We start from the raw sequence: 21,038 nt of genomic DNA on the forward strand, positions 1-21,038 counted from the left end.
CGCGACTCCGCGCCACCGGAACGTCTCAGGCCCAGGCGCAGGAGTGGTAGGTCCGCGCCCAGCTGCCGTCCGCGCGCAGGTCCAGCACTGCGAAACCGGCGCCGGTCTGGTGGAACACCGGCTTGCCCCACCAATCCGCGCTGACCGCACCGTTGCCGAGATAGTGCACGCCGTCGTAGACGACGTGGTCCTGCAGGTGCAGGTGTCCACTGACGCAGAGCGTGACGCCCCCGCGGGCCCGCAGCACCGCCTGGAGCTCGTGGCTGTCCGTGTGCATGAGCGCCGAGCTCACCACCCACGCGCCGGAGGCGCGGCCCGGCGAGGGGAAGTCGGCCACCTGCTCGCGGGTCTGCGCCCAGTCGTGGACGGCCGCCGACAGGATCGGGATGTGGGAGCAAACCATCAGCGGCTGCGCCGCCGGCGTGCGCGCCACCTCGCCGCGAAACCACTCGAGTTGCTCGGGGTCGAGGTGCGCGCGATAGTAGGACTTGTCGCCCTCCACCACCGGCCGCGCGCTGTCCAGCGCGATGAAGCGCCAGCCGCCCTGCTCGAAGGCATACCAGGGCCGCTCCAGCTGCATCTCCTCCATGGCCCGCAGCTGGTAGCGCCGCCCGCCGCGCTCGCGCGTCTCGCCGAGGCACAGGTCGTGATTGCCGAGGCACGCCCGCAGGGGAGCCCGCAAACGCGCCGCCGCGCCCCGCCACACGTTCCAGAGCTGATCGACCCGCGCCCCGTCGCGCAGACCCCAGGAGTCCATGATCACGTCGCCCGTGTGCAGGATGAAGTCCGGCGCGGGATCGAGCGCCGCGAGCGCGGCGATGAGCCGGTCGAGCCCGGCCGCGCAATTCGCGGTGGTCGTGACATGCGTGTCCGTGATGTGGGCGATGCGCAGCGCCCGCGGCGGGGTGACCTTTTCGGAGGCGACGAGAAGCGGCGCGGCGGCGGCCGTGCCCGCCAGCGTGCCGAGGGTGCGAACGAAGTGGCGGCGATTCATGGCGCCGGCATGGGATGCGAGATGGCGCTCCGCCGCAAGGCTGCGCTTGGGGCGGAGCAGGACGGCTAGCCGCCCGCCGCCTGCGCGAGCAAGTGGGAGCGCAGCGCCGCGTCGTCCGTCAGCCCGGCCGCGCGTTCAAAGGCCCGCCGCGCCTCCGTCTCGCGTCCCGCCCGGCGCAGCAGGTGGCCGCGGGCCGCCCACCACGGTTGATAAACCGCCGTGCGCTCGGAGGGCAGCGCCTCGAGCGCGGTCAACCCCGCGGCGACCTCGCCGGCCTCGGCGATCGCCACCGCCCGGCCGACCTGCGCGCCGATCGTGGGTGCTAGGCGCACCAAACCCTCGTAGAGGAGCGCAATCTCCTTCCAGTCGATCGTCCCGCTGGTGGCGCGCTGCGCGTGGATGGACTGGATGGCCGCTTCGAGCTGGTAGCGGCCGACCCGGCGGAAGGTCGCGGCGCGGCGCAGCAGCGCTTCGGCCTCGGCCATCAGCGGGCGCGCCCAGCGCGCGGGGTCCTGCCGGTCGAGCGGCACGAACGCCCCCGCCGCCGTGAAGCGCGCCGCGCGCCGGGCTTCGCCGTGCAGCATGAGCGCGAGCAGGCCGGCGGCTTCGGGCTCGTCCGGCAGCAGTTGGTCGAGCGTGCGCCCGAGCGCGATCGCGTCGCGCGCGAGCGCGCCGTGGGTCGCGCTCTCGGTCGGACCCTCCCACCCGGCGGTGTAGGCCGAGTAGATCGCATCGAGGACGAACGCGGAGCGCTCGCCCCACTCCGGCGGCTCGGGCACGCGAAACGGGATCCGGGCCTCGCGGATCTTCGCCTTCGCGCGCACGAGCCGCTGCTCCATGGCGGCCGGCGAGACCAGGAAGGCGGCGGCGATGCGCGCGGCATCGAGTCCGAGCACCGCCTGCAGCATCAGCGGGGTGCGCACCGCGACGTCGATCGCCGGATGCGCGCAGACGAACAGCAGTTTCAGGCGCTCGTCGGGAAACGTGGGGTGCATCGTCGCGGCCTCCTGCGCCTCGCCGGCCACCTGGAGCAGCGGCTCGACGCGTCGGTGCACCTCGGCATGGCGGGCGGCATCGATCAGGCGGTTGCGCGCGGCGCGGAGCAGCCAGGCTTCGGGCTTGTCCGGCACGCCCTGCTCCGGCCAGTGCCGCAACGCGGCGCCGATCGCCTCGCTGAGCGCGTCTTCGGCGCCCGCGATGTCGCCCGAGCGCGCGGCGAGGTAGGCCACGAGCCGTCCGTAGGAACTGCGCGCGATGTCCTCGATCGCCGAGTGGGCCCGAGCGTCGTCCATCGTCGCGCTGGCGGGCCGCGGGCGGCGCAAAATACGCGCCGCCGACCGGCAGCACCTCGATCCACCCGCCGGCGGCCGAGGGGTTGCGCGCCGCCCACTCGAGCGCGGTGTCGAGGTCGGGCACGTCGATGATCACGAAGCCGCCGAGGAACTCCTTGGTCTCGGCGTAGGGGCCGTCCTGCACCTGGCGCTTGCCGTCGCGGACGGAGACGACCGTGGCGTGGTCGGGCGAGCCGAGGCCGACGCCGGCGACGAAGATGCCGGCGGCGCGCAGGGCTTCACCGTAGGCGCGGCCCGCGGCGGCGTCCGCGGGATCCTTGGGCGCATCGAGGGCGGTCTTGGGCAGGTGGACGAGGAGGATGTATTTCATGGCGGGGATGAGAGCGGGTTGGAGGGGAAACGGGACGGACGCGGCGGGAATCAGAGCGGCTTGAGCGCGAACCGGCCGTAGGCGGTAAAGGCGCAGAACGCCGCGGCAACAAGCCAATAGACCAGCGGGCCGCTTTCCGCGGCTTTGGACGCGAGGTGCACCACGCAGAAGAGCAGCATTTCCGCGGCGAGGGCGAGCGCCGCGAACGGCGCCAGCACGGCGAGCGGCCGGGCCAGCGCCGGCAGCACGAGCCCGAGCGCGCACAGCAGCTCGAGGACGGCCAGCGTCAGCCAGAGGCCGTGCGGAATCGCCTGCAGCGACGGCACGGCCCGTTCGGAGTGGGAGAACTTCCACACCGCGCCGATGGCGGTGTGGAGCGCGAGGACGGATTGGAGGATCCAGAGGACGATGTTCATGCGGGTCGGTATCGATGGTGGTGGAAGCCGCGAAACGGTCGCGGTGTCACCCCGATGACGGGACAGAAAAGTCCATTCCGACATTTTCCTTCGGAATTTTTCGCCGGGATCGGCCAGGCCAGTCTCCGCACGCGCCGAAGCGTCTTTCGCCGCCACGATCCCGCGCGCACGCCCCGGCAGGCCGGGCAAGCCCCCTCCCGCTCCTCAGTCGACGAGCAGCACCGCCTGCACGCCGGGCCCGTGGACGCCTTCGATCAAAATGCCCTCGACGTCGGCGGTCTTCGACGGACCGGTCACCCAGATCACGTTCGGATCCGCCGGCAGTGCGGCCAGCGCCGCCGGGATGTCGGGGAGGATGTCCGCGCGCTTGAGCACGACGATGTGCGCCCACGGCGCCAGCGCCGCGAGGCGCGAGCTCGTGTCGTGATCGATCAGCACGATCGTGCCGGTCTCGGCGATCGCCGCGGTGGCGCGGGTGATGCCGAAGGCGTAATCGTCGACGCGCGTGCGGTCGTAGGTCGTCTCGACCTGCGCGCCGGCGAGGGCGGCGCCGAGCGCGGGCAGGAGCGCCGGGTCGCAATAGCCGCGCGTCCAGCCGTTCTTCTTCAGCAGCTCGGCCAGCTCGGCCTCCGACTGCAGCGGCGTGCCGTTCACGCCCTGGAGGCGCGCGCAGAAGGTGGCGGCGAGATCGGTCACGCCCTGCATCTGGCGCAGGCGCACGAGGTCGCGCTCCCAGTCGGGCAAGGCGGCGCGCTGCGGCAGCGGCGCGAGGGCCGCGCGGACGCGGCCGAGGATGGCTTCGCGGTCGTTGCTCATGACTGCCTCCGTTGCTTCATCCATTTCCGGAACTCCCCGCCGCGCCACTCCGGCAGCGCGCGCTTCTCCTCCCAGGCGCGCAGCGCGGGCACGGGGATGAGTTTCGTCGGCAGGTAATTCAGCGCCTTGCCGCCGAACAGCGCGGCCTTCCACGCGGTCGGCTGCGACGCCAGCAAGGCCCACGCGCCCATCGGCGGCGTGCCGACGGCGGCGAGCGAGGCGCCCTCGCGCTTGCCCTTCTCGCGCAGACGCAGGAGCAGGTCGGGGATCGGAATGTTGACCGGGCAGACCTCGTTGCACGCGCCGCAGAGCGACGAGGCCTTGGGCAGGTCGGCCAGCTCGGGGAATTTCTTGCCCGCCAGCAGCGGCGAGAGCACGGCGCCGACGGGGCCCGGATAGACGCTGCGGTAGGCGTGGCCGCTCGCCTGCCGGTAGACGGGGCAGACGTTGAGGCAGGCGCCGCAGCGGATGCAGCGCAGGATCTCGCGGCACTCGGAGGCGAGGACGTCGGTGCGGCCGTTGTCGACGAAGATGACGTGCATCTCCTCCGGGCCGTCGGGCTGCGTCGCGCTTTTCGGTCCCGCGATGAACTCGGTGTAGACCGTCAGCTGCTGCGCGGTGGCGGAGCGCGCGAGGAGGTTCAGCAGCACGCCGAGATCGCGGTCGCGCGGCACGAGCTTTTCGATGCCGACGAGGGCGATGTGCACCTTGGGCGCCGCGAGGCTGAAGCGCGAGTTGCCCTCGTTCGTGACGAGCACGATGCGTCCGCTCTCGACGGAGACGAAGTTGGCGCCGGTCAGGCCGACGTCGGCCTGGAGATACTTGTGGCGGAGGAACTGCCGGGCGCGGCGCGTGATCGTCTCGGGATCGTCGTTGTAGGCGCCGAGACCTTCGCGTTCGAAACTCTGCGCGATCTCGCGGCGGTTCTTGTGGATGATCGGGCGGACGATGTGGCTGGGATGGTCCTTGTCGATCTGGACGATGAACTCGCCGAGGTCGGTCTCGAGCGCCTCGATGCCGTGCTGCTCGAGGTAGTGCGCGAGCTCGATCTCCTCGGAGACCATCGTCTTCGCCTTCACCATCTTCTTCGCCCCGCGCGCCTGCATGATGCGGAGCACGGCGGCGCAGGCGTCCTCGCCGGTCGACGCCCAGTGGACCTGCGCGCCGTTGGCCTGCAGCTTCGCCTCCACCGCGGGCAGGAAGGTGTCGAGGTTCTCGATCACGTGCTGCTTGATCTCGCCCGCGCGCTGGCGCAGCAGGTCGGGATCGTTGAACTGGTCGAAGAGCAACTTGGTGCGCTTCTCGTGCGTCGCCTTCGTGCTCTGGTAAACCGAGGCGCGCTTGTCGGCGGGCAGCGTCGCGGCGGCTTGGTCGATGAGTTGCTTGGCCATGGTCAGCGCAGCAGCCCTCCGTTTTTCAACGCATCGCGCATCACCTGCGCGAGGTGCTGGGTTTTCACCGGCTGGCCGGCTTTCTGGGCGAGGCCGCCCATGTGCATGAGGCAGCTCATGTCGCCGGAGACAAGGACGTCCGGCTGGGCGGCGCGGATGTGTTCCAGCTTGAGCGTGCCCATGCTCGAGGAGACGTGGGGAAAGGCCACGGAGAACGTGCCGCCGAAGCCGCAGCACTGTTCCTGCTCGCCGAAGGGCACCACCGTGGCGCCGGCGATCGAGCCGAGCAGCGTGAGCGCCGCCGCCTCGCTGTCCGTGCCGCGGTTGTGGCAGTTGCGGTGGAAGGCGATCCGCGCGTCGTAGCGGCCGGGCCAGGTCTTCACGCCGAGGGCGTGGACGACGAAGTCGGCGAACTCCCACGTGCGTGCGGCGAGAGCCTTCACTTCGGGCAGGTCGGCTTCCTTTTCGAATTCGAGCAGCGCGCCGTGGCGCAGCATCGCCGCGCACGAGCCCGACGGGAGCAGCACCGGCGCGTCGCCCGCGAAGGTGCGCAGCGTGTGGCGCACGACCTGGCGCGAGGCGGGCCAGTCGCCGCCGTTGAAGGCCGGCTGGCCGCAGCAGGTCTGGCCCTCGGGAAACTTCGATCGCGACGCCGAGGTGTTCCAGCACCTCCACGGTGGCGCGCGCGACGTCGTCGTAGAACGCGTCGCACAGGCACGTGGCCATGAGCTGGATTTTCGGGCGCGCGCCCGGGGCGAAGGGAGAACGGCGTTGCTCGGCGTGCATCAGCGGCGGGGAGTGTAGACGGTGGCGGCGAGTTGGCGAGCCAGGTGCGCGCGGAAGGCGCGGATATCACGCACCACCCCGAGGCCGATAAGCTGGTTGGCGACGTTGCCGACCGCCGTGCCCTCGAGCGCGTAGGAGACGACCGGCAGGCCGCTCGCGTCGGCCGTGGCCTGGCAGAGCAGGCGGTTCTTCGAACCGCCGCCGACGATGAGGATGCGCCGGAATTGCCGGCCCGAGAGTTCCTCGAAGGACCGCACCGCGTCCGCGTGGCCGCGGCCGAGCGAGTCGCAGATCAGGCGGACGTAGCCGGCGAGGTCGCGCGGCGGGCGGGCGCCGGCCCGCTTCAGCTGCGCGTCGATGGCGGCGCGCATGTCGGGCGGGTTGAAGAGCGCGGCGTCGGTGACGTCGAGCAGCCGCGCCGGCGCGGGCGCCTTTTCCGCGAGGGCGATGAGTTTCCGCCACTGCGCGGCGTTGGCCGGACGCGCGGCGAAGGCCGGCAGGGTCTGCTCGAGCAGCCAGAGGCCGAGGCAGGAGCGCAGCGGCCGGTAGCGGCCGTCGCCCATGCGCTCGTTCGAAACGCGGGCGGCGCGCGCCGCCTCGCCAAGGACGGGCGTGTCACTTTCGAAACCGAGGAGCGACCACGTGCCGGAGCTCAGGTAGAGATCGGAGCCGTCCGCCGCCGCGGGCATCGCGGCGAAGGCGCACGCGGTGTCGTGGCCGGGGGCCAGCACGGTCTCGACGCCGGCGAGCTCCGGGATGTCGCGCACCGGACCGAGTTTCTGCGCGGCGAGCGCCGGACGGCTGAACCAGTGGCGCGGAATGCCGAAGTATTTCATCGCCGCCCCCGACCACTCGGTGCTCTTCACGTCGAGAAACTGCGAGTGGCTGCAGATGGAGATTTCGTTCTCCATGCGACCGGAGAGCAGAAAATTGAAATAGTCCGCGATAAACAGGCAGCGCGCCGCCGTGCGGGCGATGCCGGGACAAGCCGCGAGCGTCTCCTGCAGTTGCAGGCTCGTGTTGAAGACGTGGCTCGGCAGGCCGGTGAGCGCGTAGATGCGCGGGTAGCCGGTCTGCTCGAACTTCTTCGCGGGCTCGAGCGTGCGCTTGTCGCGATAGGCGTGCACCGGATAAACGGGACGCCCCGCGGCGTTGACGAGCACGTGGTCCACGCCCCACGCGTCGCAGCCGACCGAGGCGAGCTTCGGGAACCGCGCCTTCGCCTTGAGCAGGCCGGCGCGCGCCTCGCCCCAGAGATACGGCAGGTCCCAGTAGTCGTTCGCGCCGAGCGAGCGGAACTGGTTGGGGAACCGGTGCACCTCGGTGAGCTCGAGACGGTTTTTCGACCACGTGCCGACGATGACGCGACCGCTCGTCGCGCCGAGGTCGATGGCTGCGCAATGGACAGTTTGGGGCATGGGAAAATCAGCCGAAGACGCGCCGCAGCTCCGCGATGGCGCTGTCGGGCATCGGCACGAGCGGCCCGAGCGGCTTGGCGAGCAGCAGCGCCTCCGCCGTGGCCTCGAGCACCTCGAGGCGGTCGAAGGCCTCGAGCAGGGTGCGGCCGATGACGAGCACGCCCTCGTTGGTGATGAGGACGACCGGGGTCCGCTGCAGCGAAAGGTGGCGCGCGATCTCGGCCGCGTCCTCGACCAGGCGCAGGAACGGCAGCTTCGGCGGCTCGAAGAGCACGAGCGCGCTCTCCGGGATCGTGCGGGTGTCGAGCTGCGCCGCCGTCATGCAGAACGCCGAGGCGTGCGCGGGCTGGGCGTTGATGATGGCGCCAACCTCCGGCAGGCGGGCGTAGATCTCGGCGTGCAGCCGGGCGGCGCGGCTCGGCGCCTGGCCGGCGGGACAGGCCCCGCCCTTCACGCGCACCAGGCCCGACGGCTCGAGCTCGAGCCGGTCGCGGCGGCGGGGCGTGATGACGAAATCGTCGTTGCCCAGCCGGGCGGAAAACGCCCCCGCCGTGCTGATGAGCAGGCGCTGCTCGTAGGCGCGGTGGACGAAACGGCAGATCTCGCCGCGCAGCTCGCGCTCGCGATTGGTCAGCGGCGGCGGCGGGAGCGTCGGCAGCAGCGGCGCGGTCTCGACGGCGAGGAACTCCGCCGGCACGGTCGTGACCGGCCCGAGGCCGGCCGCGCGCGACAGCGTCAGGGCGACGAACTCCAGCGTCTCGAAGCGCTGGAAGGCGTCCTGCAGGTCCGCGCCGCCGATCACCACGCCATGGTTCTCGAGTAGCACGCACGCCGCGCCGGTGGCGAAGGCCGCGGCGATGTGGTCGCCGAGTTCCTGTGTGCCGGGACAGGCGTAGGGCGCGAACTCGAGCTTGCGGCACACCGAGTAGGCGTGCGACTGCACGCGCGTGTCCGGGAGCAGCCGGCAGATCGAGAAGGCGACGAGCGCGCCCGGATGGGCGTGGACGATCGCCTTCAGGTCCGGCCGGCGCCGGTAGATCTCGGCGTGGAACGGCAGCTCCGACGACGGCGGGTGCAGTCCCTCGGTCTTCCCGTCGGGGAGCACGCGCACGATGTCCGCGGGCGTCAGGTTGCCCTTGTCCACCCGCGAGGGCGTGATCCAGATGCTGCCGTCCTCGTCGCGAATCGAGAGGTTGCCTCCCGAGGTGGTCGTCATGCGATGGCGGTAGATACGCGCCATCGTCGCTACGAGTTGCTCGCGAGGATGCAGCCAGCTGGAGTTCATAAAGGGTCTACCGCAGGAAGGCCTCGTGCAGGCCGCCGTCCACGGTGATGACCTGGCCGGTGGTCTTGCTGAGGCGCGACGAGACGAGGAGGAAATACGCCTCCGCCTGGTCGGCGGGCGTGATCGGCGCCTTGGTCAGCGTGCGATCGGCGTAGAACTGCGCCAGTTTCTTCACGAGGGAGTCGGTCGCCTCGTCGTCGGTGTAGGGAATGTTGTATTTGGCCAGCGAGCCGATGACGCGGTCGCGCGGGAACATGGCCGAGCCCTGGACGACGGTCGCGGGCGCGACGCCGTTCACGCGCACCAGCGGCGCGAGCTCGATGGCGAGTTCGCGCACGAGGTGGTTCGCGGCGGCCTTGGAAGTGTCGTAGGCCACGGAGCCCTTCTTCGCCACGACGGCGTTGGCCGAGGTCGTGAGCACGAGGTTGCCGCGCAGGCCCTGCTCCTTCCAGGTCTTGGCCGCCTCGTCGCCGACGACGTAGCTGCCGGTGACGTTGATGGCGAAGGTGAGCGCCCACTTGTCGTCCGGGATGTGGCCGGAGGTGTCGCTCGGCACGAAGATGCCGGCGGTGACGCAGATCGAGTCGAAGCCGCCGTAGGCGAGCGCGACCTGGTCGAGCATGGCGCGGACGGAGGCGCGATCGGTGATGTTGGCGGCGAGGCCGACGGCCGGGCCGCAGTTGGAAACGCCGGTGCCGGCGACGCCGATGCCGACGCCGTATTTGACCTCGATCTCCTTCGCGGTCGCCTGGGCGGCGGCCTCGTTGAGGTCGACGGCGACGATGTGCGCGCCCTCCTTGACGAGGCGGTGCGCGGTTTCCTTGCCGATGCCGGAGCCGGCGCCGATGACGACGATGACCTGGCGGGCGAGCTCCTTCTCCGCGGGCATGCGCTTGAGTTTCGCCTCCTCGAGGAGCCAATACTCGATGTCGAACGCCTCCTGCTGCGGGAGCGCGATGTAGCGGTCGATCGCTTCCGCGCCGCGCATGACCTCGACGGCGCAGTTGTAGAACTCGGCGGTGACGCGCGACTCGGACTTGTCCTTGCCCCACGCGATCAGGCCGAGGCCGGGGATGAGCACGACCGTCGGGTTCGGGTCGCGCATCGCCGGCGAGTTGGCGTGTTTGCACTTCGTGTAGTAGGCGGCGTAGTCCTTGCGGTAGGCCTCGAGGCCGGCGGCGAGCTTGGACTTCAGCTCGGCGACGGTCTCGGCCTGCGGGTTCCAGTCGACGTAGAGCGGCTTGATCTTCGTGCGGAGGAAGTGGTCGGGGCACGACGTGCCGAGCTCGGCGAGGCGCGCGGCATCCTTCGAGTTCACGAAGCGCAGGATCTTGGCGTCGTCCTGCACGGTGCCGATGAAGCGCTTCTCCTTGGACACCTGGCCGCGGAGCCACGGGAGGATGGCGGCGAAGGTCGCGCGGCGCTTCGCCTCGTCGAGGGTCTGGTATTTGGCGCCGCCGAAGGCCGCGGCGTCACCGCCCTTGGCCGCGTATTTCTTCTCGATGTAGGCGGAGGCCTCCTCGATGAAAGCGAGCGTGTCGGTGTAGCACTGCTTGTCGTCGTCGGCCCACGAGATGAAGCCGTGCTGGCCCATCATGATGGCGCGGACGTTCGGCTGCTCGCGGGCGATCTTCTGCATGGCGAGGCCGAGCTCGAAGCCCGGGCGCATCCACGGCACGTAGGCCATGCGGCCGCCGAAGATTTCCTGGGTCAACTTCTCGCAGTTGGCCGAGGCCGCGATGGCGATGATCGCGTTCGGATGCATGTGGTCGACGTGCTTGCCGGGCAGGAAGGAGTGCAGCGGCGTGTCGATCGAGGAGGCGCGCGGGTTCAGGTTGAACGTCGCGTGCGTATACATGCCGACCATGTCGTCCTCGGCCGGCGCCTTCAGGCCCTTGTCGGCGCGGGCGGCGTAGAGCGATTGGAGGCCGACGAGCTTGCCCTGGTAGAGCGAGGAGAAGTTTTCGCGCGTGCTGGTGCGCAGGTCGCCGCCGGAGCCCTTGACCCAGAGCACCTCGACCGGCTGGCCGGTGAGCGGGTCCTTCTCGGTCAGCTTCGAGGACGTGTTGCCGCCGCCGGTGTTGGTGATGCGCTGGTCGCTGCCGAGCAGGTTGCTGCGGTAGACGAGACGCGCGACGGGATCGAGGGACGCGGCTTTGGCGTCGTCCCAGAGATAATTGACGAATTGGTAGGAAGGCATCGTGGAGTGCGGTTGCGGGAAAATGGCGGGTCAGCGGCGCAGCGCGAGCACTTCGCGCTCGTAACGCTGCACGGTCGGGAGCCAGGCGCGGTCGCCGGGGACGTTGGCGCGGCGGCAGTGCTCCTCCCAGATGGCGCCGAGCGGGAGCGTCTTCAGCTCCTCGAGCAGCGCGAGGCGGGCGGTGTGGTCGCCGGCGGCCTCGAGGTCGCGCAGGCGGGCCGACGGCTCGAGCAGCGCGGCGAGCAGGCACTTCTGGGCGTTGCGGGTGCCGATGACCCAGGCGGCGACGCGGTTGATGCTGGCGTCGAAGTAGTCGAGGCCGATGGCCGTGCGGGGCAGGAAGCCGCCGCGGACGAGCTCCTCGAACAGGGCCTTCGTCACGTCGTCGAAGAGCACGACGTGGTCGCTGTCCCAGCGCACGCCGCGGCTGACGTGGAGCAGCAGGCCGGGCACGAACTGGAGCACGGAGGAAATCTTGTCCGCCACCGACTCGGTCGGGTGGAAGTGCCCCATGTCGAGGCAGAGCATCTTTTTCCGCGTGACCGCGTAGCCCAGGTAGAACTCGTGCGAGCCGACGACGTAGCTCTCGGAGCCGATGCCGAAGAGCTTGCACTCGACCGCGTCGCGGTGGACGCGCTCGTCGATCTGTTCCTTGAACACGGCGTCGAGCGACTGCTCGAGGCGCTCGCGCGGGCCCTTGCGGTCGGCGGGGAGATCCTTGTGTCCGTCGGGGATCCAGACGTTGGTCACCGTCGGCGTGCCGAGCGCCTGGCCCATCGCGGCGCCGATGCGGCGGCAGGCGATGGCGTGCTCGATCCAGAACTGGCGGACCGCCGCGTCGCGGTGCGAGAGCGTGAAGCCGTCGTTGGCCAGCGGGTGCGAGAAGCAGGTCGGGTTGAAGTCGAGGCCGAGGCCGCGCTGCTTCGCCCAGTCGATCCAGCTCTGGAAATGCTCCACGCCGATCGCGTTCCGGTCGACCTTCTTGCCGCCGAAGTCGCCGTAGATGGCGTGCAGGTTCAGGCGGTGCCGGCCGGGGATGAGCGCGAGCGCCGCGTCGAGGTCGCTGCGCAGCTCCGCGATCGTGCGCGCCTTGCCGGGATAGTTGCCGGTGGCCTGGATGCCGCCGCCGTCGAGCGTGGCGCCGGCGCGCTCGAAGCCGCCGACGTCGTCGCCCTGCCAGCAGTGCAGCGAGATGGGCGTGCGCGCGAGCGTGGCGAGCGCGGTTTCGGTGTCGACGCCGAGGGCGGCGTAGAGTTCACGGGCGGAATCGTAGGACGAGCGACTCATGAGGATGCAGCATTTGCCGCGAAGCGGCGGGGTGGACGGAGAACAGCGTGAGGGGCGAGTCTACAGTGTGGCGGCAGGGTCGAGAATCTGGGCGATGATCTTTTGGATACAGGAAATGTCTAGGTTGCCCCGGACCTCCCTGCCAGCGAGGGAACACGGATCGGCCGGGATGGGAACACATAAGATTGAGGATACGCGCCCGGCTCCGCACTCGCGCCGCCGCGGGGCGGTCGGGCGCATGCGGGGCCATCGGCGCCTGACCGCCGCTTTCGCATCGCCAAGCGGCGAGCCGTCCGTTCAACTCGCCGCGGCTGCTTTTCCCCCGCGGCGGCCGCGCTTCCCATGCTTCGCCCTGCCCTGCTCCGCCGCGGTCTCTGGCTCTGCCTCGCCGCCTCCCTCGCCTCCGCGCTGCGCGCCGATGTCCGCTGCGCCCGCCTGTTCACGGACCACCTCGTCCTGCAGCGCGACCGCCCCGTGCCGGTCTGGGGCACCGCCGCGCCGGGCGAAGCGGTGACCGTCGCCTTCGCCGGCCAGACCAAGACCGCCGTCGCGGCCGCCGACGGCGCCTGGCGCGTCACGCTCGACCCGCTCGCGACCAGCGCCGAGTCGCGCGACCTCGTGGTGCGCGGCGCCAACACCCTCACCTTCTCCGACGTCCTCGTCGGCGAGGTCTGGTTCGCCTCCGGCCAGTCCAACATGGAGAAGCCGCTCGGCGAGCGGAAGGGCCAGAAGCCCACCACGGGCTACGATCTCGAGGTCGCCGCCGCGCACCACCCGCTCCTGCGCCTCTTCCAAGTGCCGCGCACCGATCTCAAGCAGGACGGCCCCGGCGTGTTCCGCTGGCTGCCCTGCTCGCCCGAGGCGCTGCGCGCGTCCAACTTCTCCGCCGCGGCCTACTACTTCGGCCGGCAGGTCCAGTCCGCGCTCGGCGTGCCCGTCGGCATCATCCACTCCAGCTTCGGCGGCACGCGCATCGAGGCCTGGCTGCCGCCCGAGGCCTTCGCCGATCCGCAACTCGCCGGCCTGGAGAAGGAGCACTACCAGGCCTGGGTGCCCGGCGTGCAGCCGACGGAGCTGTTCGCGAGCATGGTGAAGCCGTATGCGCCGTTCGCCGTCCGCGGCTTCCTCTGGTATCAGGGCGAGACCAACTGCATGGTGCCCGACTCCGACCGCTACGCCGCCAAGCTCACCGCGCTCATCGCGCACTGGCGCCGCGTGTGGGAGAACGCCGATGCGCCGTTCTACGGCGTGCTGCTCGCACCCTTCGATTATTCAAAGTGGGCGAAGTTCGCCACCACCGACCAGGCGCTGCCGCGCTTCTGGCAGGCGCAGGTCGAGGCCCTCTCCGCCCCACACACCGGCTACGCCGTGATCAGCGACGGCGTCGACGATCTCCACGACATCCACCCCGTGAACAAGCGCCTCGTCGGCGACCGCCTCGCCCGCCTCACGCTGGCGGAGACCTACGGCCGCGCCAACATCGCCGCCCACGGCCCGACGCTCGCGAGCTGGAAAACCGACGGCACCGCGCTCGTCCTCACCTTCGCCCACGCCGACGGCCTGCACACCCGCGACAATCTTGCCGCGACCGACTTCCTCCTCGCCGGCGCCGACCGCGTGTTCCACCCCGCCGTCGCCGCGATCAAGGACCACACCGTCACGCTCACGAGCCCCGCGGTCCCCGCGCCCGTCGCCGCGCGCTTCGCCTGGCACGAGACGGCGCGGCCGAACCTCGTCAACCGCGTCGGCCTGCCCGCCGTCCCCTTCCGCACCGACGACTGGCCGGTGAAGATCGACCGCCCCACCGCCAAGCCGCTCGAGATGCGGCCGTGAGGTCCCCCGCCGCGCGCCGGATGTCAAAGCGCGCACCGGGCCGGGCGCAGTGGCTTTTGTCGGGCGGGCCGCCCCCGCAAGAAACCACACTTTACAATCCACTCCGTGGGAGACAGATACTTGCCTCGAAACCACCGCGAGCGGGCCCGCGATTTCTGTGGTTTTTGCCTGTTACCGAATAACACTGTTCGGCAAAATGGAAACCCCGACGCTTTTCGAGAGAATCTCCGATTGGCTACTGAACCAGTGGCCATTCGTGATTCTTGCCCTAGTCGTCACCGCCCTCGGCTTCGTCCCGACGATCAGGGATGGCGCGATCACGCTTTGGCAACTCATCCCGAGGAAGAAGAAGGCGCTCCCTACCGATCCGTTGACGGTGCTGGGAGAAGAAGTCCGGTTTGAGGTGTTGCTCCATTCACGCGATTTCGACGTCGTAAAGGTTCTGACACAGTCTCACCCGGCCGGTGTAGCAGCGGAGCACGCGTGGCTGGAGAAGCAGTATCCGGAATGGAAATTTCGGACACAGGGGCTGACGAGCTTGGAGTATCTTTCAGGGAAGACCGGTAAGCGGCCGTCGTTCTTCAAGAGCTCAGTATTTTTCGATCGAGTAGTCATTCACCACGAGGACGGCAGGTCTAAAGAAGTCTTCTTCGATATATCTGAATTCTTTACTCAGGTTGGCACCTCCTTGACCAACCCGCGTGAGTTTATCGCGCACAAGGTTGGGAAGCTCTATCGGAAGAAATGAAGAGGCCGAACCAACCGCCACAGACAACTCCGGGGAGCGGCGCTCCCCTCCGTGTCTGAGCTCAAACGTTGGGCAAACAGGACATTCTATGCGCAAAAAATATAGAAAGCGTAAACGTAAAATCGTCCGGCGAACGAACAAGGAACTGTTCCTCGACGCGCTCAAAGAGCTATCTGGCGCCAACTTGACCCTCATTCCGAATGCACAGTTGCGCGATAAATTGGGCTGGGATGATAAGCGCTACATCCGCATCAAGCAGCAGCTCGTCGAGGATGAGAAGAAGGTCATATCAGGACGAGGACGCGGCGGATCGGTTGGGCTGGCATCCGCACCCGGCGCAAAGGCGCTGAAGATATTTATTTCGTATTGTCACGCCGACGAACCACTGAAGATCGAATTGGCGAAGCATTTAACGCCTCTGAAGCACCTCAATTTGGTTGATGTCTGGCACGATCGGAAGATTCCTGCGGGCGGCGATTGGGAGCACGTCATTTCCAAGAATCTGGAGGAGGCAGACATTGTGCTGCTGCTCGTCAGCATCGATTTCATCAATTCGCGATATTGCTACGACATCGAGCTAGAGCGTGCGATCGAGCGTCACGAAGAAGGTGGCGCAGCGTTGATTCCGGTTATCCTGAGGAACTGTATGTGGCAGCATACACCATTTGCAAAGCTTCAGGCCGTGCCAAAAGACGGCAAGCCTGTCTGTTCGTTTGTGGACCGCGATGAGGCGTTCACTGAGATTGCAGGAGCAGTGAAAGCCACGGCCGAGCAGATTTTGTCGCAGCTTTAAATGCCCAACCAGACGACACAGCAGCAACGCCCTTGCTCTCATCTTTAACAATCGCTCTGCCCCCTCGCATGAACCTCCGCCTCCGCCCCCGCACCTGGCTTCTCGTCGTCGGCATCCTCATCGCGCTCGCCGGGCTCGAGCACTTCTCCGACTGGACACTCTATGTCTCGCGGTCGTGGTCGACCACGAGCGTCTCGCGTCTCGTCATCGCCCGGGCCGCGGGCGCGGACTCGGAAACCGTCGAACGTCCGGCGCTGCGCTGGCTCCCGTTCGTCAAATACGGCGAGACCGTCCACGTCCGCACCACCGAGCGGGTCGATTCCCCGTCGAAGATCATCGCCGACATCTCCACCACGCGCACGAAGCTGCTCGTGCTCGGCTTCTGCTCGCCGCACCGCTACGAGCGGCTGGCCGACGCGCCGGCCGAGAAGGCGGAGAATAAATTCCATTCGCCCGCCCGACCGCTGGCGAACTCCACCCGCCGGGTCGACGGACGATCGGATCCGTAAACGCGACCGAGCAATCGCGCCTCGCCGCCCTGCGCGAGCCGATGATTGGATCGACGCTCCGCCTTCCCGCCGCCCATGCCGCAATCCCTCTCCCTCGTCTCGTTCGTCGTCCGCGACTACGACGAGGCCATCCGCTTCTTCGTCGACCGGCTCGGCTTCGTGCTCGTCGAGGACACGCCGGTGCCCGCCCAGGGCAAGCGCTGGGTGGTCGTCGCCCCGCGCGGCGGCACGTGCCGGCTCCTGCTCGCCCGGGCGAGTTCGCCCGAGCAGGCGGCGCGGATCGGCGACCAGACCGGCGGCCGCGTCGCGTTCTTCCTCGCGACCGATGATTTCGCGCGCGACCACGCCGCCTATCTCGCGCGCGGCGTCGAGTTCGTCCGCCCGCCGCGCGAGGAAAGCTATGGAACGGTCGCCGTCTTTCGCGATCTGTATGGCAATCTCTGGGACCTGATCCAACCCCGCGACGGCGCCGCGCCGTCCTGAAACCGTCCCCTTCGCCCCGCCCCATGAAACGTCTCCTCCTCACCCTTTTCTCGATCGGCTGGCTGGCGCCGGCGTGGCTCGGACTCAGCCAGCTGCTGACCTTCCTCGATCATGAAGTCTGGCCGTTGCTGCGCGGCGAACATCCGATGAACAGCTTTCCCTTCGTGTCGTTCAGCGAGCGTTGCTTCACCATCGCCTTCGTGTGGTTCGCCCTCGTGGCCGCGTTCTGGGTGTGGCAACTCTCCGGGCTCATTCTCGCCCGCCCAGCGGCCTCCGCCCCGTCGGCGTCCGCGCGCCGCGACTGATTCCCCGGCGCCACGGTGCGCTTGCCACCCGGCGTCCGGCCCGCATCGTTCCCGGCCGGGCCACCTGCGGTGAGGTTGTCGCCGCCTCTCGAAGCGCCGCCGCGCACCTCCGACTTCCCGGCCATGAATTCCCTCCAAAAACTTCACCTGCAGAGCGCGGGCTTCTGCGCGGTGCTTGTTGCCCTGAACTGGTTTCGCACCGTCGACTACTCACGCGCGCTCGGCCTCCAGCATGAAAGCATCCATGGCGTCGGCGGCGCTTTCCTCATCGCCTTGATCGCCGTGCTGATGCTCTCCCGCCGGATCTTCCGCTCCGTCCGGTCGCGACTCGAACACGGTCGCGCCGTGGCTCCGGGAGTGTGGATCCGCAACTGGGGTGTGCTTTTCTATCCGCTGCCGCTGCTGCTGCGCTTCAACCGCGGCTCCAGCTGGATCGAGGCCGACGGCGCCCGCGCCACCGCGTTTGGTGGCTACGGCCACGACCTCTCCTCCCTCGTGTTCCTGCTCGCCGTGGCGGCGCTGCTGCTCTTCCAGATCGCGGAGCGCCTCGACGGTCGCACGCCGAAACCGGCCTGATCCCACGCGCGCCCGGCCCTGACGCCCACGCTCGCGCTCGGCCCCTGGCGTTTCCCGGGTTTTTGTCCGAACCCTGCGCGCCGTGCGGCGCGACCACGGCTTGCTCGAACGCTGAAACGCGGCGCGTTTGCTCGGTAGGGGCGCTTGCTCGGTAGGGGCGCTTGCCCCCCCAAGCGCCCTTTCGCTCGCGACGTGGCGCCCTGTGCGAGGGCCGTTGAGGGCAACGGCCCCTACCTCATTGATGGACGCATGCGGGGGCGTCTCCCGGGACATCGTGCCATCGGTCGAGTGATTCGCGGCGATTCGCGGGATTCGCGGGCGGGGTTTCCCTCTTTCGTATGTTTCGTGTGTTTCGTGGGCACCCGTCCGTTCGAGGGCCGTTGGGACAACGGCCCCTACCCTCGGCGACCGCGCGTTTCTTCGGTAGGGGCGCTTGTCCCCAAGCGCCCTGGCGCTCGCGATGCGATGTCCCGGTCGAGGGCGGTTGAGGGCAACCGCCCCTACCTTACGAGCGCCCCCGTCGCGGACAGGGGCTCCTCAATTGCGCTGCGCCTGGGGTGCGGTGCTTCCGGTCACTTCGCGCCTGCGGCGCCGCACCGGACTCTTGAATCAACCACTTGCGCAATTGCTTGACCGCAGTGGGTCATTGCTTCTCGCGAGAGGGTCATTGCTTCACTCGCCGAGCTCATTGTTTTACACGCCGACCCGATTGTTTGAGCTGCCGACCTCATTGCTTGAGGCGCTGAGGCGATTGTTTGACCGCCGTGCGTCATTGTTTCCCACGCCAACCCGATTGTTTTACACGCCAAGGCGATTGTTTACACGGACGACCCGATTGCTTGAACCGCCGAGCTCATTGTTTGAGCCGCCAACTCAATTGTTTCGTTTCCCAACTCAATTGCTGCGCCTCCCGACTCAATTGCTTCGTGGCCCGGCTCTATTGTTTCGCCGGACGAGTCCCTTGTTTTGCCGGACGGCTCGATTGTTTGGTCGGACGAGATCGTTGTTTTAAAGCGCGACCGAGTTGCGAGAAAGTCTGAACGTGTTGCTTTGAGGTCCGAGGCTGTTGCTTGGATAGACGAGGCTGTTGCTCGAAAGCGCGTCCGGGACATCGCGCCATCGGTCGGGTGATTCGCGGCGATTCGCGTTCATTCGCGGGCGGGCCGGTTTGTTTTCGTGTTTTGGGTGTGCTTCGTAGGCGTCAACCCGTTCGAGGGCCGTTGGGACAACGGCCCCTACCCTCGGCGACCGCGGGCCTCGCCGGTAGGGGCGCTTGTCCCCAAGCGCCCTTGCGTCCGCGGCGTGGCGACCCGTGCGAGGGCGGTTGGGGACTACCGAGCGTAGCGACATCGGACACCGCCCCCACCCTGGGATGCGCGTCTTTGGGGCGGTGACCGGCTAGGATTTGAGGCGGCGCACCAACACCGCGACGCCGTAGCGCGGGAGGCTGAGCTTGGTCACCTCGCCGCCCTGGAGGACGTCGGTCATCGCTCCGGGAAGGGCGATCTTCTGCGGACCGGCGGAGAAATTGGTGAAGATAAAAACCTCGCGGTCGGCGGCGACGCGGCGGCCGACGCTCACGCGATCGGGCACGGGGATGACGGGCGAATCGACGTGGGCCATCGCGGTCCACTGTTGCGCGAGCGTCTGCATGAGCGGCTGGTCGACGACGGCGCCGAGGTAGGTGATCGTGCCCTGTCCCACGCGGCGGCGGATCGCGGCGGGCTGGCCGGTGAGCCAGTCGTTGCCGGCGCCGTAGCGGAGGAGCACTTCGATGGCACCCGAGGTTGAGAGTTGAGGGTTGAGAGTTGAGAGCTGGGCGGCGGGGAGCGACGCGAGTGTCTCGGCCCAGACGGTCGCGCGGCCGCTGCCCCACTCGCCCGCGACGGGCACGTCCTCGAGCAAGGCGTAGAACTGCTCCACGCGTCCGCCGAGCGTGGCGACGAGCGGGCCGGGCTGGCGCTGGGTGTTGAGGGCGTTGAACTCGTTCTTCATACCCGTGCGCGGTCCGAGCACGAGGTGTCCGCCCGCCTCGACCCAGGCGGTGAGCTTCTGCGCCAGGGCGGCGGAGACGACGTTGAGGCTCGGCGCGACGATGAGCTTGTAGCGCGCGAGGTCCATCGCGGGCGTGACGATGTCGACCGACTGCGTCTGCCGTCGGAGGGCCTTGTAATAGCTGTGCAGGACCTCGAGCTGCTCGTAGCGGTTGCTGAAGCGGTTGAAGTCGATCGCCCAGCGGCTGTCGTAATCGTGGATCAGCGCCACCTGGGAGACCGGCGACGTGCCGGCGATGACCGGCGCGGCCTGCGCGAACTCGCGGCCGGCCTGCGCGGCCTCGGCGTAGACGGGCACCGGCTCGCCGTCCGGGCCGACGAGCGAGCCGTGGTATTGTTCCTGGCCGTTGAGCGCGCTGCGCCATTGCCAGTAGGCGACGCAATCGGCGCCGTGCGCGACCGCGTGCCACGCCATCGCGCGCGTCTCGCCCCGGTCGAGGGAGTTGCTGACGCTCGACCAGTCGACGAAGCCCGGCGGCATCTCGAGCACCCAGAAGTTGCGCTGCTTCCAGCCGCGCACGAGGTCGTGCGTCGAGCCGCTGCGGTCGGGATCGAGGTGGCCGGTGCCGTTGCGCGAGCTGTCGGCGTAGCCGGCGCCGAGGTATTCGTCCCAGGAGATGACGTCGTAGTCGGCCGCGATGAGCTGGCGGTTGAAGCGGTTGGCCCAGCCGACGCCGCCGAGGTTGGTGGTGATGAGCTGGCGCGGCTCGACGTGCGCGCGGAGGACGGCGATCTGGTTGCGCTGGAAGGCGAGCCAGGTGTCGGTGACGTAGCGCTTGTAGTCGAGCAGCAGGCCGGGGTTGGCGCGGCCGGTGGTCATGGGAATCTGGCTCCACTGGCTGTAGGTCTGCGACCAGTAGGCCGTCATCCAGTGCCGGTTGAGGAGGTCGAGCGAGCCGTAGCGCTTTTCCAGCCACGCGTGCCAGCCGCGGCGCGACTCGTCGTCGAACGAATCCTCGGTGAACTCGTTGCCGATCTGCCAGGCGACGACGTGGGGATTGTGGCCGAAGCGCTCGGCGAGCTGCGTGACGATCTTGGCGCAGAGCTCGCGGTATTTCGCGCTGGCGATGGAGAAGTGGCGGCGCGAGCCGTGTTGGAGCTGCTTGCCGTCCTCGCCGACGCGGAGGACCTCGGGATACTTGGTCGTCAGCCAGGCCGGCGGCGTGTCGGTGGGCGTGCCGATGATCGTGACCATCCCGTGCCGCGCCGCGGCGGCGACGGCGCGCTCCATCCAGTCGAGTTGGTAGTTGCCCTCGCTCGGCTCGAGGCTGCTCCAGGCGAATTCGCCGATGCGCACCATGTTGAGGCCGGCCGCCTGCATGCGCGCGAGATCGGCCTCCCAGGTCGCCTCGGACCACTGCTCGGGATACCAGGCGGCGCCATACATGAGCGGCGGGACGCTCGCGGCGCGCGCCGCGAGGACGACGGCAGCGAGGGCGAGGAACGAAACGAGACGACGGAGCGATTGCATGATGGCGAAGG

The 21,038-nt window shown here is 68.8% G+C and carries 18 protein-coding genes and 1 pseudogene; 7 read left to right on the forward strand and 12 right to left on the reverse strand.

The window, feature by feature from the left end; all coding sequences use genetic code 11:
* Positions 1 to 25 precede the first annotated feature (25 nt).
* From ACMYLB_RS12740 to ACMYLB_RS12790, 11 genes and pseudogenes are all read right to left on the reverse strand, one after another.
* Positions 26 to 994 carry a metallophosphoesterase family protein gene (locus tag ACMYLB_RS12740; protein WP_415907378.1) on the reverse strand — a complete coding sequence of 323 codons (969 nt, stop codon included), beginning with the start codon at positions 992 to 994 and terminating at the stop codon, positions 26 to 28.
* Positions 995 to 1,059: 65 nt separating this feature from the next.
* Entirely contained in the window at positions 1,060 to 2,286 is a 1,227-nt protein-coding gene (locus ACMYLB_RS12745; protein WP_415907379.1) for an RNA polymerase sigma factor, read from the reverse strand.
* Between the two features lie 103 nt (positions 2,287 to 2,389).
* A pseudogene (locus tag ACMYLB_RS12750) lies at positions 2,390 to 2,656 on the reverse strand (YciI family protein); the annotation flags it as partial.
* 50 nt (positions 2,657 to 2,706) lie between these two features.
* Positions 2,707 to 3,072 (reverse strand): DoxX family protein, encoded by a 366-nt coding sequence (locus ACMYLB_RS12755; RefSeq protein WP_415907380.1) that lies wholly within the window; start codon positions 3,070 to 3,072, stop codon positions 2,707 to 2,709.
* 204 nt (positions 3,073 to 3,276) lie between these two features.
* Positions 3,277 to 3,888 (reverse strand): LutC/YkgG family protein, encoded by a 612-nt coding sequence (locus ACMYLB_RS12760; protein WP_415907381.1) that lies wholly within the window; start codon positions 3,886 to 3,888, stop codon positions 3,277 to 3,279.
* Complete coding sequence (locus tag ACMYLB_RS12765) at positions 3,885 to 5,279, reverse strand: LutB/LldF family L-lactate oxidation iron-sulfur protein (protein WP_415907382.1); 1,395 nt, start codon at positions 5,277 to 5,279, stop codon at positions 3,885 to 3,887. Before ACMYLB_RS12765 ends, ACMYLB_RS12760 begins: the two co-directional genes overlap by 4 nt.
* Before the next feature lie 2 nt (positions 5,280 to 5,281).
* Positions 5,282 to 5,776: a heterodisulfide reductase-related iron-sulfur binding cluster gene (locus tag ACMYLB_RS12770; protein WP_415911073.1), complete on the reverse strand. Its 495-nt coding sequence runs from the start codon at positions 5,774 to 5,776 to the stop codon at positions 5,282 to 5,284.
* A gap of 288 nt (positions 5,777 to 6,064) precedes the next feature.
* Positions 6,065 to 7,483, reverse strand: a complete 1,419-nt coding sequence (locus ACMYLB_RS12775; RefSeq protein ID WP_415907383.1) for a rhamnulokinase — start codon at positions 7,481 to 7,483, stop codon at positions 6,065 to 6,067.
* A gap of 7 nt (positions 7,484 to 7,490) precedes the next feature.
* Positions 7,491 to 8,768, reverse strand: coding sequence for a class II aldolase/adducin family protein (locus tag ACMYLB_RS12780; RefSeq protein WP_415907384.1), 1,278 nt, complete (start codon positions 8,766 to 8,768; stop codon positions 7,491 to 7,493).
* 7 nt (positions 8,769 to 8,775) lie between these two features.
* On the reverse strand, positions 8,776 to 10,968 hold the full coding sequence (locus ACMYLB_RS12785) for a bifunctional rhamnulose-1-phosphate aldolase/short-chain dehydrogenase (RefSeq protein ID WP_415907385.1): 2,193 nt from the start codon (positions 10,966 to 10,968) through the stop codon (positions 8,776 to 8,778).
* A gap of 30 nt (positions 10,969 to 10,998) precedes the next feature.
* On the reverse strand, positions 10,999 to 12,255 hold the full coding sequence (locus tag ACMYLB_RS12790) for an L-rhamnose isomerase (protein WP_415907386.1): 1,257 nt from the start codon (positions 12,253 to 12,255) through the stop codon (positions 10,999 to 11,001).
* A gap of 342 nt (positions 12,256 to 12,597) precedes the next feature.
* On the opposite strand from ACMYLB_RS12790, the gene ACMYLB_RS12795 reads away from it, so the two are divergent.
* From ACMYLB_RS12795 to ACMYLB_RS12825, 7 genes are all read left to right on the forward strand, one after another.
* The gene (locus ACMYLB_RS12795) at positions 12,598 to 14,088 is read left to right on the forward strand and encodes a sialate O-acetylesterase (RefSeq protein WP_415907387.1); all 1,491 of its coding nucleotides are present in this window, start codon (positions 12,598 to 12,600) and stop codon (positions 14,086 to 14,088) included.
* A gap of 196 nt (positions 14,089 to 14,284) precedes the next feature.
* Positions 14,285 to 14,836 carry a hypothetical protein gene (locus ACMYLB_RS12800; protein ID WP_415907388.1) on the forward strand — a complete coding sequence of 184 codons (552 nt, stop codon included), beginning with the start codon at positions 14,285 to 14,287 and terminating at the stop codon, positions 14,834 to 14,836.
* Positions 14,837 to 14,924: 88 nt separating this feature from the next.
* Positions 14,925 to 15,629, forward strand: a complete 705-nt coding sequence (locus ACMYLB_RS12805; protein WP_415907389.1) for a toll/interleukin-1 receptor domain-containing protein — start codon at positions 14,925 to 14,927, stop codon at positions 15,627 to 15,629.
* 68 nt (positions 15,630 to 15,697) lie between these two features.
* Complete coding sequence (locus ACMYLB_RS12810) at positions 15,698 to 16,138, forward strand: hypothetical protein (RefSeq protein WP_415907390.1); 441 nt, start codon at positions 15,698 to 15,700, stop codon at positions 16,136 to 16,138.
* A gap of 75 nt (positions 16,139 to 16,213) precedes the next feature.
* Positions 16,214 to 16,621: a VOC family protein gene (locus tag ACMYLB_RS12815; protein ID WP_415907391.1), complete on the forward strand. Its 408-nt coding sequence runs from the start codon at positions 16,214 to 16,216 to the stop codon at positions 16,619 to 16,621.
* 23 nt (positions 16,622 to 16,644) lie between these two features.
* Positions 16,645 to 16,926 (forward strand): hypothetical protein, encoded by a 282-nt coding sequence (locus ACMYLB_RS12820; RefSeq protein WP_415907392.1) that lies wholly within the window; start codon positions 16,645 to 16,647, stop codon positions 16,924 to 16,926.
* A gap of 123 nt (positions 16,927 to 17,049) precedes the next feature.
* Positions 17,050 to 17,502: a hypothetical protein gene (locus tag ACMYLB_RS12825; protein WP_415907393.1), complete on the forward strand. Its 453-nt coding sequence runs from the start codon at positions 17,050 to 17,052 to the stop codon at positions 17,500 to 17,502.
* Positions 17,503 to 18,900: 1,398 nt separating this feature from the next.
* Here the strand turns inward: ACMYLB_RS12825 and ACMYLB_RS12830 are convergent.
* The gene (locus ACMYLB_RS12830; protein WP_415907394.1) at positions 18,901 to 21,027 is read right to left on the reverse strand and encodes a beta-galactosidase; all 2,127 of its coding nucleotides are present in this window, start codon (positions 21,025 to 21,027) and stop codon (positions 18,901 to 18,903) included.
* Positions 21,028 to 21,038 lie beyond the last annotated feature (11 nt).

Source organism: Oleiharenicola sp. Vm1 (assembly GCF_047777955.1).
In the GTDB taxonomy this organism is placed as follows: domain Bacteria; phylum Verrucomicrobiota; class Verrucomicrobiia; order Opitutales; family Opitutaceae; genus Didemnitutus.

Coding starts and splice junctions, on each gene's coding strand:
- ACMYLB_RS12785 (WP_415907385.1), bottom strand. CDS start 10,968: ATGCCTTCCTACCAATTCGTCAATTATCTCTGGGACGACGCCAAAGCC.
- ACMYLB_RS12780 (WP_415907384.1), bottom strand. CDS start 8,768: ATGAACTCCAGCTGGCTGCATCCTCGCGAGCAACTCGTAGCGACGATG.
- ACMYLB_RS12800 (WP_415907388.1), top strand. CDS start 14,285: ATGGAAACCCCGACGCTTTTCGAGAGAATCTCCGATTGGCTACTGAAC.
- ACMYLB_RS12745 (WP_415907379.1), bottom strand. CDS start 2,286: ATGGACGACGCTCGGGCCCACTCGGCGATCGAGGACATCGCGCGCAGT.
- ACMYLB_RS12775 (WP_415907383.1), bottom strand. CDS start 7,483: ATGCCCCAAACTGTCCATTGCGCAGCCATCGACCTCGGCGCGACGAGC.
- ACMYLB_RS12830 (WP_415907394.1), bottom strand. CDS start 21,027: ATGCAATCGCTCCGTCGTCTCGTTTCGTTCCTCGCCCTCGCTGCCGTC.
- ACMYLB_RS12825 (WP_415907393.1), top strand. CDS start 17,050: ATGAATTCCCTCCAAAAACTTCACCTGCAGAGCGCGGGCTTCTGCGCG.
- ACMYLB_RS12740 (WP_415907378.1), bottom strand. CDS start 994: ATGAATCGCCGCCACTTCGTTCGCACCCTCGGCACGCTGGCGGGCACG.
- ACMYLB_RS12795 (WP_415907387.1), top strand. CDS start 12,598: ATGCTTCGCCCTGCCCTGCTCCGCCGCGGTCTCTGGCTCTGCCTCGCC.
- ACMYLB_RS12770 (WP_415911073.1), bottom strand. CDS start 5,776: ATGCTGCGCCACGGCGCGCTGCTCGAATTCGAAAAGGAAGCCGACCTG.
- ACMYLB_RS12765 (WP_415907382.1), bottom strand. CDS start 5,279: ATGGCCAAGCAACTCATCGACCAAGCCGCCGCGACGCTGCCCGCCGAC.
- ACMYLB_RS12760 (WP_415907381.1), bottom strand. CDS start 3,888: ATGAGCAACGACCGCGAAGCCATCCTCGGCCGCGTCCGCGCGGCCCTC.
- ACMYLB_RS12805 (WP_415907389.1), top strand. CDS start 14,925: ATGCGCAAAAAATATAGAAAGCGTAAACGTAAAATCGTCCGGCGAACG.
- ACMYLB_RS12810 (WP_415907390.1), top strand. CDS start 15,698: ATGAACCTCCGCCTCCGCCCCCGCACCTGGCTTCTCGTCGTCGGCATC.
- ACMYLB_RS12820 (WP_415907392.1), top strand. CDS start 16,645: ATGAAACGTCTCCTCCTCACCCTTTTCTCGATCGGCTGGCTGGCGCCG.
- ACMYLB_RS12815 (WP_415907391.1), top strand. CDS start 16,214: ATGCCGCAATCCCTCTCCCTCGTCTCGTTCGTCGTCCGCGACTACGAC.
- ACMYLB_RS12790 (WP_415907386.1), bottom strand. CDS start 12,255: ATGAGTCGCTCGTCCTACGATTCCGCCCGTGAACTCTACGCCGCCCTC.
- ACMYLB_RS12755 (WP_415907380.1), bottom strand. CDS start 3,072: ATGAACATCGTCCTCTGGATCCTCCAATCCGTCCTCGCGCTCCACACC.